Below are 12,773 nucleotides of genomic sequence, written 5' to 3'. Positions count from 1 at the left end.
TATCCCCCTCAAATGTTGATTGCGGAGAGATAGCCGCCATTCCTTGTATGTAACACTTACCCTTCATATTTGCTGATCACCAGGGAGGCATTGTTTCCTCCAAAGCCGAATGAGTTTGAAATAACATGATTAACGGGGTATCCTTCCATCAGTGTCGTTACCGGGCTGATGTTCAATTCTTCCATTCTTTCCGAAAAATTGAGATTAGGGAATATTAACCCGTGTTGAATAGCCAGTATAGAATAGATGGCTTCTATGGCGCCTGCCGCTGCTAGTGTATGTCCGGTGAAAGGTTTGGTAGAGCTGAATAAAGGAACATTCTCCCCGAATAAGCGCTCCAGTGCTTTTCCTTCAGATACGTCGTTGTTGAGTGTAGCAGTACCATGTACGTTGATATAGGATACTTCTTCCAGTGAATGTCCACTCATCGCCAGGGCCATTTTCATGGCTTCATAGGCGCCATCTCCGTCTGGTGAGGGAGAAGTAGGGTGAAATGCTTCGTTGGTATTGCAATATCCGCTTAACTCTGCGAGGATGCGGCTATTATTGGCCCTGGCAAAGGACTCGCCTTCCAGCACAAGGTAAGCAGCTCCTTCGCCCAGATTCAGTCCCGTGCGTTGCTGATCAAAAGGACGGCAGAATTGCTTATCCACATTTTTCAGCGAGTTGAATCCGTTCAGCGTGAAACGCGTGAGGGCTTCTGTACCGCCACAAACCATCCGTGGCAAAAGGCCCTGTTTGATCATTCGCGCACCAAACATCAATGCGTTGGCAGACGAGGAACAGGCGGTGCTGATGGTAGCAATATGTTCACTGAACCCAACGATGTCGGCTACACGCTGTGTACAATCCGCACAATCCAGCGTGTCGATATATTGCAGAAAGGACCCGTTTTTTTCAGGATTGATAATATCAAAATAGAGTTTTTCCGTATCACACATTCCGCCTACCGTACTGGCATTGATAAAGCCCGTAGGAGCTGATTGTACATCTGTGATGCCTGCATGTTGCAACGCTTCCCGCATAGCTGCCAATCCGAGTAAAGTGGTACGGGTGTACCCTTCCTTTACCGGTATACCGGCTAATGGGAACAACGATTCGCTCGCATGTTTTACTTCTGCTACCGGCAATACATCTTTGTAAATTGTATCGATATATTGACTGTAACCCAGCCCACTGTGCTGCAATCGCAGGTGATGCAAGTTTCCGGCTACATTATCACCAATGGCGGTGATCATTCCTATCCCTGTTATAAACACTCTTTCCGCCATGTAGCCAGTTTACTTATGCCGGTTGTTTTGATTGGATAAATTCTGCCATAGACTGAACAGACTGTAAGATCTTACGGCCTTCACGGGGATCTTCTACTTTGATATGATATTGTCTTTCCAGTAATACCATCAGTTCGAGTGAGTCGATACTATCAAGTCCCAATCCTTCACCAAATAAGGCAGCATTGTCATCAATGTCTTCCGGCTTCGTATCCTGAAGATTGAGTGCTTCGATGATTTGTTCTTTCAGTTTCTTTTTTAATTCTTCCATAATGTTGTAGGTTTATCACCTGTTGTTCACAACAGGCGAATGCCCTTGTGGGGAGTAAAAATACAGTTTTACTATTGTTTTGAAAACATTTATCAGTTCATTCTTCTTTTTTCGACCCAGCCGGCTATGGCCAGCATAGCCAATCCGGTGAGTATTAATCTCAACACATTCTTCCACACGAATTCAATATCGCCGTTACGCAGATATATATCATTGATGGCGTCCAGCCCCCAGCTTAAAGGCGATAAATGCCCTAACAGCTGCATCTTTGCAGGCATTACCTCCAGTGGAATCCAGATACCGCCTATGGCAGACAGGATCACAATAGAGATAGCACCGAAGTTGAGCGCCTGGTTTGGTGTTTTAAATACCGTGCCAATCAGGATACCATAAGCGGTGGCCGCCAGTCCTATTCCACCAGCTACCAGCAGCGTGGCGCCCGGATGTTGTCCCATCACCAGCTGTGGCAGATCCAGCAAAGGAAGCACATAAATACCGACGAGCATCATCAGGTAAAATTGCAGCACACAAACGCCCACAAAAAACAACATCTTACCGGCAAGAATCGCCAGATAAGATCCTGGTATCAGCTTCATCCGCAGCAAGCTCCCATCTTCCCGTTCCCTGATCATATTCCCGGCAATCGGTATTACGATGAAAAACATGGCGAAAATGCTCCAGGCCGGTACATTATGCTGCACCGAATTGGAAATAACATCCAGCTGTTTACCGGAGCCTGTGCTCTGTTCCTTCAAACCTACTGCCTGCAGCCGGATGGCGAGGGTATCTGTATCGCTGACCGTACTATCCTTACTCCGCAACTGGTGCTTAATGCGATCCAGCAACATATCTGTTTCTACCTGTGTCAGGAAGTTATCCACCGATTGATGAATAGCTCCTTTAAATGCCTTCTTTGCCGCAGGATCAAAATAAATGGTCACATTCAGTGAATCCGGCACCTTCTTCACCGGCAAAGACACCGACATGCCCATGCGATGGGTGATATCGTTTACAATCCGGTTGGCATTGCTGACAATCGAGGCTGTAGCCCCTTCCGGGATGATAATACTGATCTTGTATCTTCCGTCATTAACAAGTTCTTTGGCACGTTCCGCAGTCACCGGCTTCCCTTCCAGGGAGTCAATGATGTTGAATTGACCGCCGCTGGCCAGCCCTTCTTTTACATAACGTCCCAGGCGGCCATGGTCATTATCTACCGTTAAGATATCGAACTTCACATCCTGGTAATCCTTGAACGGTGCATCCTGGATGAGTGCCATAACAGTAATCAACACCACTGGCATCACAAACAGGAGAATGATTCCTGTTTTATCACGCAATAGCAATTGCCACTCTTTCCTGATGGTTGCCAGTAATCTTAACATAGCTTTTCGCCCCTTATCAGTAGCTTTTTGAATTCGTTATAGTTAATCCCTGAGCGCATTCCCGGTAAAATGCAGGAATACGTCTTCCAGGTTATTACAGTCGGGATGCTGATGGATCAGCGTCAGGGGATTGCCCTGTACGATCATCCTGCCTTCGTCCATGATCACCACCTCTTCGCATAAAGACTGCGCCTCTTCCAGCAAGTGGGAAGTATAGAGGATGCTGGCGCCCTGGCGGTTATAATCGCGCAGGAACTGTAAAATCATGCTGCGCGACTGTACATCCACACCTGCGGTAGGTTCATCCAGCACCAGTAATTTGGGGTCATGCAGGATGGCTGCGATAATGTTGGCCCGTCGCTTCATACCGCCGGAATATTTATGAATCTCTTTATGTGCGCTTTTTTCCAGTCCGAACAACTCCAGGTAATGCATAATCTTTTCCTGCAGTGCCTTTCCCTTAAACCCATAGAGGTTACCGAAATAAGTAAGGTTTTCTACCGCCGACAGCTGCGGATATAGCGCTATCTGTTGGGGAACAATCCCGATAATATGTTTGATCGTTTCCCGGTGCGATGCCTGTTGCTTTAAGCCATGGATCTTTACTTCTCCGCTATCGCCCCTCACAATGCCGCATAAAATGGAGATGGTGGTAGTTTTACCTGCTCCGTTAGGTCCCAGCAAACCCGCAATCCTTCCCTCTCCAAACTGAAATGTAAGTCCTTTCAGTGTGGGCTCTGCGCTTCCCTTGTAGGTTTTATATAGCTCCTTAACAGATATGCCGGACATAATTCATTTGGATCTTTTAATTACAGTTTCACCTGCGCCAGCTTCTTAAAGAAAACTTCTTCTGAAGCGGCACATTCCAGTAACATATCACTGAGTTCTTTGTAAGAGACGTTATCAGCAGATCTGCTCTTACACACGCGCCCTGCCGCAAAAGCAAAGTTACGCCACAGGTCACCCGTTTTGGTGAGTTCTCCTGCCAGTTTACTCAGTTCATCTTTATTCAGCATTACCGCTGCTTCCTGTAAAAATGCGGCATACAGGAAACGGAAACCGGCGCCACCGGTACCTATTTCTTCCTGCATCCGGATAATATTTCCCAGGTACAATGTGGCTTTACGATCGCCAGGATTCTCTGCATAGTTGCGTACCCTTTTGGATAGAAAGCGGATGCCTTTTACCCCGAACATCGGAATAGGCACTTTCAGCATAAAGTGACAGGCCTGTTCAATCCCTGCTTTGATGGGCTTCTCAAACGACGCAGTAGGAGGTACATGTACCGGATAGTACATTTTTCCTTTCGGCGCCGGGAAGCCTTTTGCAAAACGGGCCTGGGTGAGGCTTTCCGGGTCAATAGTGGTAACAGTATCCATTACGGGATCGCTCACCAGGTATTGTCCGTCCTGTTTGCCGTAAACCACGAGGTTATGTGCATTGAAATGAAAACGGTAGGAAGCCGGAAAATAGGGCAGGTAGTATACACTGGATTGGAGTCCTACAGGAATACCCGCTTCAATGACTTTATCCAGTGCTGCCATTCCCTTTTCCGGTGTGGAAAACTTTTCAGATTCCATTCTCACACCCAGGCGTTTACAAACGCGCTGGAAAATAGCACCGGGCCATATGCGGTAGGTGGTGCCCGGCACGCCATTCACTTTTACAAAGGGCAGGTGACCGAAGAAAATGCCTGCACCAATACCAAAAGCCATGGGTTCACTGATCTGTAAACCATAATGTCCCAGCAGGTTTGATATTACACCACTTTCGCAATGTGCCGTTTGCTTGTGTTGGAAAAAAGAATTAGTCATAATATTATTTGTAGCAGCATTACAAATAACGGATTTGCGGGGAGATCATCGGATATCATCTACCCACAAATCCGTTATTGCTGATTCGTCATTCGTAATGCTATTTGATCTGCAGAAGATCTGTTAAACTCACTTTGAAGGCATCTGCATAGCGTTGCAGCAGCTTAGGGCTGAGCCCTTTGAATACACCGGGCTTCATATGCCGCTTTACCTGCCATTGGAACTTACCCACATAACTGGCCAGCAGCGGCAGGTCCATCAGGTTTTTCTCCATGTAATAAGCCACGGGACTTATTTCACCGGCTTCTACCCGGGCGCGTGCCTGTTTTACTCTTTCATTTACTTCTTCCCAGGCCTGGTCCAGTGCTATATTTTCCGGCTCCCAGCCTGCACTCTGCACCTGCACATAATTGCCGGAATTATCCACCGCGTACATAATCTGCTTGAATGTACCTTCATGCAGGTTATCACTATCCTGTGGTACTTCCTCTTTTTTCATGATAGCAGTTTTAGAAGTGACTACCTATACCACCGTGATGTGGGCATAAGCATATGAAAAACGTGCGCTTTCCGGCACCATCATCACCACTTTCTGTCCTTTCTTAAAGCGGCCGGAGTTCATCAGTTCTTCCAGCATCAGGTAAGGAGAAGCCGTACCTACGTTACCCACATTGGCTAAGTTCGTAAACCATTTTTCCAAAGGAATAGGTACGCCTAAGCGGGTAATTTCCTCATCGATCTTTAATCTGAAGAATTCAGAAGACAGGTGAGGCAGGAAGAAATCAATTTCATCCAGGTTGATGTTGTGACGCTCTACCAGCTCTTTCCACATCTGTGCTCCGGAAGGAACAATATTTTTGCCGAGTAAACGGGTATCTTGTTTAAAGGAGAATACGCTGTGCTGTGCCCATTCTTCCGGGGTCATATCAATCCATCCGGTGGTGGTTCCATCCGGCTGTTTGATAGCACCTGCATACATACAGGTTTCCAGCTCATTGGCGTAAGAGAGTATTTCTACCCAGTCTACCCGCAGCGATAAACCTTCTTCATTGGGTTTATCCTGGAAAAGGGCTGCACTCGCGCCATCAGATAACATCCAGCGGAGAAAATCCTTTTCAAAAGCGATGATGGGATTTTCATCCAGGCTTTTCAGGTTTTCTGCTTCCGGTTGAAACTTCTGTGCCAGCATCCAGGCGGAGAATTTCTCCGAGCCAGTACTTACAGCGTTGGAGGTATTGCCGCAACGGATAGACATCCAGGCATATTTAAACGCCTGCATACCTGCCGCGCAGGCGCCTGTAGCAGCGATCAGTTCTACCGGCTGACACTTCAGGATGCCATGTACCATGGCAGCATGATTAGGCAGCAGTTGATCCGGAGATGTAGTACCACAGGCCAGTAACTGTAATTTGCTGATTGGAAACTGCTCATCGAACAACTGGTTCACAGCCGTGGCTGTCATCTCTGCATTGGAATGCGTGGATTTCCCTTCCTTGTCCAAAGAGTAGTAACGCGTTTTGATTTTATTGTTACCAAGTATCTTCAAACGTGCACGGGAAGCCTTTCCATCTACCATGCCGAGAATGCTCTCCATTTCCTCATTTTCTACAGGCTTGTTTGGTAAAAATTTAGACAGCCTGGTAATATAAACTTCCTTCATCTGAATTATTATTCGTCTTTTAAGGCTACATGTAAAACCTGGTCAGAACCGCCTTGCCTTGCCAGCCGATTCACAGTGAAAAACATATTTTAATTTTATATACGTTGTATACAGACGTAAATATAGAATTCTAATTGGAATTACAAGTATCACGCCATTGGACAAAGATTGCATCGCGCATGCTTTGTACCTGCCTCTGACCTCTCTTGAGGTACAGTTGAGGTGGACTTGATCTGTATTAACGCAGGGCAATACCTTTATAATAATCCACTTCACGGCGCAGCTTGGCTTTTTTCAGGTTCAGCTGTATAATGGAAGTGATCAGGGAGATCGGTGTTAACACAAAAATGCCCACCAGCAGCAAACCCCGGTACATGGACACCCGTCCCTGACGGGAAGCGGCGCCCGGTCCACCTTTGGCGCTAATAAATTTGGCCCAGAATTTAAAGGCACGGTGTCCTTTTCCTTCCAAAACCACCAGGTTGGGGATCAATTCCACCGCATCCAGCTTCATCAGCTCCGGATGAAGGTCATCCCACTGTTTTTTCTGTAATGCTTCCGAGATAGGTCCGGCGAAACGACTGGAAGTAATGATCTCATTTTCCTGTACGCCGGCCTGTGGTAAAAAGCGGGTAGCTTCTTTCTTTCCTTTGAAAGCCCAGCGCAGAATGGTGATAACGGAAATCAGGTTAGGTGATTTATCTACCAGTACAATATTGCCTACCAGCGTAGCACCTGCGTTATGCAGGTAAGTCTTTACTTTTTCCTGTGCATTCAGCCACATATTACGGCTACCAACAAGGGTAAGCACCTTGTTTCCTTTCAGCAGTTGTTTTCCGCTTTCACTCTGCAGGAAAGCGGCAACAGGCTGTGAAGGAGACAGGAACCAGGGCTGATAAGCCAGTATAACCAGGTCGAAATGTGCATTCATGTCCACTTTCAATGGCTGTATACCGCGCGGCGTTGCCTGGATAGTTTCCGGCATGGTATCGTAAAATTCCTGTTTTCCCCATGGAAAAGGAAACGGCGTTACGGGTACCAGTTGCTCAAAAGTTATATCTGCCTTGCCTTCCAACGGAGCCAGCACATGATCAATAATCCTTTTCAATTGCCCTGTCTGGGTATAATATACCACCAGGATCTTCGGTCTTTCGTTCATAAAAGGAATAGGAGTTCAACAATTCAAAACGTAAATCAACAATTCAAATGGTAAAATCTACAATTCAAGCCGTAAACATACAAAAAAACAGCAATGATTCATGTGATTTAATGATAATTTGACGCGAAATGTTGATGGATCGGGGTATTACAAAAGGGGTAAAGGCTTGTGCCCCAGCCAGGTACAGCATCAGCGGGTTAATGTAGCGAATGCTGTACCTGGACTCAAGGACTTGAATATGTTTTCTTCAAAACAACACTATAAACTCCTTAACACCCTCAAATATGATATTGAAAATGTTAAAAATTTGTAAATGTTAGCGCTTATTTTTTACGAATAGTGCCTGAACCCGCTACAGAAGAGGATATTTGGGGACTACCCTTATAATTTACATTACCGGAACCGGCAATTTTTGCATCTAATTTTACGCTGGCATAAACATCGGCATCGCCGCTGCCGGAAATATTAACAGATGCATTCTCTGCCAGTAATTCATCTCCATCAAAGTTGCCACTACCGGCAATACTCAGCTTTACATCCTTGGTTTCCCCTTCCAGCTTCATATTTCCAGAGCCTGCAATGGAGGCCTTTACCGATGGTGCATTGATATTTCCTTTCAGGTTACCGGAACCGGACAGGCTGAATTTTGCATCTGAACGGGTATTGAACTTACCATCCAGCTTCAGGTCCCCGGAACCAGCCAGACTGGCTTCGTCTATTTCCGGTGTTGTGAGATATACATTTAACTCTTTATGACTTCTGATAGAAACACCCTTTTTAAAAGTCACCACCAGGCGGTCGTCTTCCTGTCTCAGCTCAATCAGCGGGGCGATATTGTCTTCCGCCTCAATCACCGCCGCTTTAGCCGGCCCCTGAGACAGGTATACATTCATACTGCCCAGCACCTTTAATTTATGAAAAGCGGGAACCTGTCTGTCTTCCTTGATAACGTGACCATTTCCTTCTACACGGTTTTGTCCGGTGACGTCGCAGGAAAAGAGGAGTGTTGAAGCTGAAAAGGCCACTATGGCCTGACATAGGAGCGATTTTGTTGATGTCATGGGTTTGGATTAAGGGAGAAAGGTACACCAGATTTCCGAATTTTGAATTTCCAAATCCGAAATTCGTAGAAGGACTTTATCTTTGCACCACCATGACAGAAAAGATACTCATCCTCGATTTCGGTTCACAGTATACACAGCTGATAGCACGCAGCATCCGTGAACTGAATGTTTATTGCGAAATCAAACCTTGTCTTCAGCCCATTGCCTGGGATGAAACTATCAAAGGTGTTATATTATCAGGCAGTCCTTTTTCGGTGAATGACGAAAATGCGCCTATCATTGACATTGCAGCCATTGCTGCAAAAGTGCCCGTTCTCGGCATCTGCTACGGCGCTCAGATGATGGCCAAAGTTTTTGGCGGCGAAGTAGCCAAGAGCAACCTCCGCGAATATGGCCGCGCCTTTATGGAGCACAATGACAAAGAGGAAAAATTACTATATGATATCTCTGCAAAAAGCCAGGTATGGATGAGCCACGCAGATAGCATTAAACGTATTCCTGAAGGTTTCGACATCATTGCCACTACAGAAAATATCCCTGTAGCCGCATTTAAAAATACGACACTGGCAGCCAACCCGATGTTCGGCTTACAGTTCCACCCGGAAGTAACACACTCCCTGGAAGGTAAACTCATCCTGCGCAACTTCCTCCTGCACATCTGTAATTGCAGCCAGGACTGGACACCAGCTGCTTTTGTTCACGAAACAGTGGAAAAAATCAAAGCGCAGGTGGGCGATAAAAGAGTGGTAATGGCCCTCAGCGGTGGCGTTGATTCTACTGTAGCAGCGGAACTGATCCACAAAGCCATCGGCAAAAACCTGTTCTGCATATTCGTAGACAACGGCTTGCTGAGAAAAGACGAATTTGAAACCGTACTGGAATCCTATAAACACATGGGACTGAACGTAAAAGGGATCAATGCAAAAGATCTCTTCTACGGCAAGCTGAAAGATGTTTCCGATCCGGAACAAAAACGCAAAATCATTGGCGGCCTGTTCATCGATGTATTCCAGCAGGAAGCCACCCATCTCACCGATATCTCTTTCCTGGGTCAGGGTACCATTTACCCCGATGTAATTGAATCCGTTTCTGTGAACGGCCCTTCTGTTACCATCAAATCGCACCACAACGTAGGCGGGTTACCGGAAAAGATGAATATGCAGCTGGTAGAACCACTGCGCTTCCTCTTCAAAGACGAAGTACGCCGTGTAGGCCGTGAAATCGGTATCAGCGACATCTTCCTGGGCCGTCATCCTTTCCCCGGTCCTGGTCTGGCGATCCGTATCCTCGGCGCTATCACCCCGGAAAAAGTGAACATGCTGCAGGAAGCGGATCATGTATATGTAGAAGGACTGAAAGAAGCCGGCCTGTACGACAAAGTATGGCAGGCGGGCACCATCCTGCTGCCGGTACAGAGCGTAGGCGTAATGGGCGACGAACGTACCTACGAATTTACAGTGGCTTTACGCGCAGTAACTTCCGTAGATGGTATGACTGCCGATTGGGCGCATCTGCCTTATGAATTCCTCGCTAAAATGTCTAACGACATCATTAACAAGGTAAAAGGTATCAACCGCGTAGTATACGATATCAGCTCCAAGCCTCCTGCTACGATTGAGTGGGAATAAAAAGAGCCAAAAAATACTGAGCTATAGTTACGGAGTTGTGGATAGACAGATAATTTCTTCTATCCATAACTCCGTAATGCTTTATTTCACATTCCCCGGAATGATTTTTGTAAATTAGCGCCAATTATGAACCATATAGTTTCTTTTAAACACCTGTTATCCGGATTGGCCTTATTGGTGTTGATCAGCGCCTGCTCATCTTCCCGAAGAAGTACCAGTAAGGTAGACGGTCCACCGCCTTCTTTGAGCAAACCCTCACCGGCTAAAAAACCGGAGGAAAATAAAAAAGAAGCCGCCAAAGCACCTTTTAATGTACCTGCATTTGGCAAGGAAGTAAAAAAAGCTTCCTATAACATCGCTTTCTTTGCTCCTTTATATCTCGACTCCGTTTTTGCCAACAGCAACGATATTCCCGGCCGCACCATGCCCCGGTATGTGCTCCCCGGACTTGAATTCTACGAAGGTGCACAACTGGCGCTCGATACACTGCAACAACAGGGATATAACCTGAAAGTGACCGTGTACGACAGCAAAGCCAGGCAAAGCGTAGGATCACTCATCCGCAGCAAGGCGCTCGACAATACAGACCTGATCCTCGGTTCTGTGAGCAACCCTGAACTGAAGGAACTCAGCGATTTCGCCAAAAACAAAGAAATTAATTTCGTGTCCGGTACCTTCCCTAACGATGGCGGTATCAGCGACAATCCCTTCCTTTACATCTCCAACAGCACCCTGAAAACGCATTGCGAAGCCCTGCAGAATTATGTACAAGATGCCTTCGCTACCAAAAATATTGTGCTGTTCCGTAGGAACACTGCCTTTGAAACAAGACTGGCAGCGGATTTCAAAGCCTCCTATGACAAACTGGAGAACACAAAGAAATCCCGTATCCGGGAAGTAGTATGGAGTGATGCCACTACCCCGGAAGAGATCTCCAAATACCTGCTGGCAGACCGTACCAACGTGATCCTGGTAACGGCCCTCGACGAAGCGGGCGCCAAAAACCTCCTGCGCAAGCTGAGCGTTTCTGCCGCTACCTATCCCCTGCAGATTTTTGGAATGCCAACCTGGGATGTGATCAAGCTGAAAGAACCCGAGTTTAAAGGACTACAGGTGTATTACTCCTCTCCTTACTACAACGACAAAACAGACAGCTATAGCCGTTATATTGCTGATTATTTCCGTAAAACATACAAAGCTCGTCCGTCTGATATGGCCTATAAAGGTTTTGACCTGACCTACTACTTTGTAAAACTGCTTTATACCAATGGTGTATACTTCAATGGTATGGTGGCGGAATCCCCCAAAGTGATCACCAACTATAACTTCCTGCCGGTGTACCTGAAAGACGGCGAAAACACACCTTCCTACTTTGAAAATAAGAATATCTACATCATCCAGAAGGGCGATAGCGTAGATATCAGAATGAATAAATAGGCGCACCGCCACTCATATTGCATCGTGCCGCGACGGTTGTCGTGGCACGATTTTTTTTGCGTATATTCCTTATATGAATGTGCTGCAATTTACTGACAACGGCATTTACTGTCCTGCAGGCGATTTCTACATCGATCCCTGGAAACCCGTGAAGCGAGCGGTCATCACACATGCCCATTCTGACCATGCCCGTTGGGGAAATCAATACTACTTATGTGAAAATGCCAGCGTTCCCTTGCTGCGGTTACGGCTCGGCAACGACATCCAGGTACAGGGCATTCCTTATGGGGAAACTATCTATTTTAACAGTGTGAAAGTATCGTTGCATCCGGCCGGTCATATTATAGGATCTGCGCAAGTCAGGGTGGAACAGGACGGTGAAGTATGGGTAGCCAGCGGTGATTACAAACTGGAGAACGATGGCTTATCTGCGCCGTTTGAACCTGTGCGCTGTCATACTTTTATTACCGAATCTACTTTTGGTTTACCCATTTACCGCTGGGCGCCGCAGCAACAGATCTTTGACGGCATCACCCAATGGATATACGAAAACCAGCAGGCCGGCAAAGCAAGTGTATTACTGGCTTACAGCCTTGGTAAAGCACAACGGTTACTCTATCATTTAAAAGATAAAGTGGATCATTTCCTGGCACATGGCGCTATTGCCATTCCACATGAAGTATTGCTACAGGAAGGCTGGCCGCTGCCGCCCATAGAAAGAATTACGCCGGATACGCCTAAAACAGCTTTTAAAAATGCCGTGATTATTGCGCCGCCTTCGGCAGAAGATAATGCGTGGATGCGCAGGTTCCAGCCGTATTCGCTGGGCGTGTGCAGTGGCTGGATGCAGGTACGTGGTAACATGCGCCGGCGCAATGCAGATGCCGGGTTTGTATTATCGGATCATGCCGACTGGGCAGGCCTGCTGGAAGCAGTAGCCGCCACCGGTGCAGAGCAGGTATACGCCACACATGGCTTCAGCAGCGTGTTTGCCCGGTATCTTACAGAAAAGGGCATTGCAGCAAAAGAGGTCACTACTTCTTACGGAGACGAGGACATTATTACTAACCCTGAATCTTAAGCC

The 12,773-nt window shown here is 46.8% G+C and carries 12 protein-coding genes; 3 read left to right on the top strand and 9 right to left on the bottom strand.

Annotation, left to right across the window (positions count from 1 at the left end):
- Window positions 1-56: 56 nt before the first annotated feature.
- From BMW79_RS08760 to BMW79_RS08720, 9 genes are all read right to left on the bottom strand, one after another.
- Window positions 57-1,271, bottom strand: coding sequence for a beta-ketoacyl-[acyl-carrier-protein] synthase family protein (locus tag BMW79_RS08760; protein WP_089893279.1), 1,215 nt, complete (start codon window positions 1,269-1,271; stop codon window positions 57-59).
- A 13-nt stretch (window positions 1,272-1,284) separates the two neighbouring features.
- The gene (locus tag BMW79_RS08755; RefSeq protein WP_089893276.1) at window positions 1,285-1,542 is read right to left on the bottom strand and encodes a phosphopantetheine-binding protein; all 258 of its coding nucleotides are present in this window, start codon (window positions 1,540-1,542) and stop codon (window positions 1,285-1,287) included.
- Between the two features lie 92 nt (window positions 1,543-1,634).
- Window positions 1,635-2,927 (bottom strand): ABC transporter permease, encoded by a 1,293-nt coding sequence (locus tag BMW79_RS08750; RefSeq protein ID WP_089893274.1) that lies wholly within the window; start codon window positions 2,925-2,927, stop codon window positions 1,635-1,637.
- A gap of 42 nt (window positions 2,928-2,969) precedes the next feature.
- Complete coding sequence (locus BMW79_RS08745; protein ID WP_177192085.1) at window positions 2,970-3,716, bottom strand: ABC transporter ATP-binding protein; 747 nt, start codon at window positions 3,714-3,716, stop codon at window positions 2,970-2,972.
- A 20-nt stretch (window positions 3,717-3,736) separates the two neighbouring features.
- Window positions 3,737-4,741 (bottom strand): BtrH N-terminal domain-containing protein, encoded by a 1,005-nt coding sequence (locus BMW79_RS08740; protein ID WP_089893271.1) that lies wholly within the window; start codon window positions 4,739-4,741, stop codon window positions 3,737-3,739.
- A gap of 100 nt (window positions 4,742-4,841) precedes the next feature.
- Entirely contained in the window at window positions 4,842-5,240 is a 399-nt protein-coding gene (locus BMW79_RS08735) for a hypothetical protein (protein ID WP_089893268.1), read from the bottom strand.
- A gap of 24 nt (window positions 5,241-5,264) precedes the next feature.
- Window positions 5,265-6,401, bottom strand: coding sequence for a beta-ketoacyl-ACP synthase III (locus BMW79_RS08730; protein ID WP_089893265.1), 1,137 nt, complete (start codon window positions 6,399-6,401; stop codon window positions 5,265-5,267).
- A gap of 238 nt (window positions 6,402-6,639) precedes the next feature.
- Window positions 6,640-7,560, bottom strand: a complete 921-nt coding sequence (locus BMW79_RS08725; protein WP_089893261.1) for a hypothetical protein — start codon at window positions 7,558-7,560, stop codon at window positions 6,640-6,642.
- Window positions 7,561-7,883: 323 nt separating this feature from the next.
- Window positions 7,884-8,621 (bottom strand): head GIN domain-containing protein, encoded by a 738-nt coding sequence (locus BMW79_RS08720; protein ID WP_089893258.1) that lies wholly within the window; start codon window positions 8,619-8,621, stop codon window positions 7,884-7,886.
- Window positions 8,622-8,713: 92 nt separating this feature from the next.
- Between BMW79_RS08720 and guaA the strand changes: the two genes are divergently transcribed.
- From guaA to BMW79_RS08705, 3 genes are all read left to right on the top strand, one after another.
- On the top strand, window positions 8,714-10,252 hold the full coding sequence (gene guaA / locus BMW79_RS08715; RefSeq protein ID WP_089896836.1) for a glutamine-hydrolyzing GMP synthase: 1,539 nt from the start codon (window positions 8,714-8,716) through the stop codon (window positions 10,250-10,252).
- 126 nt (window positions 10,253-10,378) lie between these two features.
- Window positions 10,379-11,689 carry an ABC transporter substrate-binding protein gene (locus BMW79_RS08710; protein WP_089893255.1) on the top strand — a complete coding sequence of 437 codons (1,311 nt, stop codon included), beginning with the start codon at window positions 10,379-10,381 and terminating at the stop codon, window positions 11,687-11,689.
- Window positions 11,690-11,762: 73 nt separating this feature from the next.
- The gene (locus tag BMW79_RS08705) at window positions 11,763-12,770 is read left to right on the top strand and encodes a ligase-associated DNA damage response exonuclease (protein WP_089893253.1); all 1,008 of its coding nucleotides are present in this window, start codon (window positions 11,763-11,765) and stop codon (window positions 12,768-12,770) included.
- Window positions 12,771-12,773 lie beyond the last annotated feature (3 nt).

This window comes from Chitinophaga arvensicola (assembly GCF_900110835.1).
In the GTDB taxonomy this organism is placed as follows: domain Bacteria; phylum Bacteroidota; class Bacteroidia; order Chitinophagales; family Chitinophagaceae; genus Chitinophaga; species Chitinophaga arvensicola.
Note: the sequence above shows the minus strand (reverse complement) of the source record. Positions and strands in the feature narration are given on the sequence as shown.

Excerpts from the sequence above, each read along its gene's own strand:
- BMW79_RS08730 (WP_089893265.1), bottom strand. The coding sequence starts at position 6,401 with ATGAAGGAAGTTTATATTACCAGGCTGTCTAAATTTTTACCAAACAAG.
- BMW79_RS08725 (WP_089893261.1), bottom strand. The coding sequence starts at position 7,560 with ATGAACGAAAGACCGAAGATCCTGGTGGTATATTATACCCAGACAGGG.
- BMW79_RS08760 (WP_089893279.1), bottom strand. The coding sequence starts at position 1,271 with ATGGCGGAAAGAGTGTTTATAACAGGGATAGGAATGATCACCGCCATT.
- BMW79_RS08745 (WP_177192085.1), bottom strand. The coding sequence starts at position 3,716 with ATGTCCGGCATATCTGTTAAGGAGCTATATAAAACCTACAAGGGAAGC.
- BMW79_RS08720 (WP_089893258.1), bottom strand. The coding sequence starts at position 8,621 with ATGACATCAACAAAATCGCTCCTATGTCAGGCCATAGTGGCCTTTTCA.
- BMW79_RS08750 (WP_089893274.1), bottom strand. The coding sequence starts at position 2,927 with ATGTTAAGATTACTGGCAACCATCAGGAAAGAGTGGCAATTGCTATTG.
- BMW79_RS08755 (WP_089893276.1), bottom strand. The coding sequence starts at position 1,542 with ATGGAAGAATTAAAAAAGAAACTGAAAGAACAAATCATCGAAGCACTC.
- guaA (WP_089896836.1), top strand. The coding sequence starts at position 8,714 with ATGACAGAAAAGATACTCATCCTCGATTTCGGTTCACAGTATACACAG.
- BMW79_RS08740 (WP_089893271.1), bottom strand. The coding sequence starts at position 4,741 with ATGACTAATTCTTTTTTCCAACACAAGCAAACGGCACATTGCGAAAGT.
- BMW79_RS08710 (WP_089893255.1), top strand. The coding sequence starts at position 10,379 with ATGAACCATATAGTTTCTTTTAAACACCTGTTATCCGGATTGGCCTTA.
- BMW79_RS08705 (WP_089893253.1), top strand. The coding sequence starts at position 11,763 with ATGAATGTGCTGCAATTTACTGACAACGGCATTTACTGTCCTGCAGGC.
- BMW79_RS08735 (WP_089893268.1), bottom strand. The coding sequence starts at position 5,240 with ATGAAAAAAGAGGAAGTACCACAGGATAGTGATAACCTGCATGAAGGT.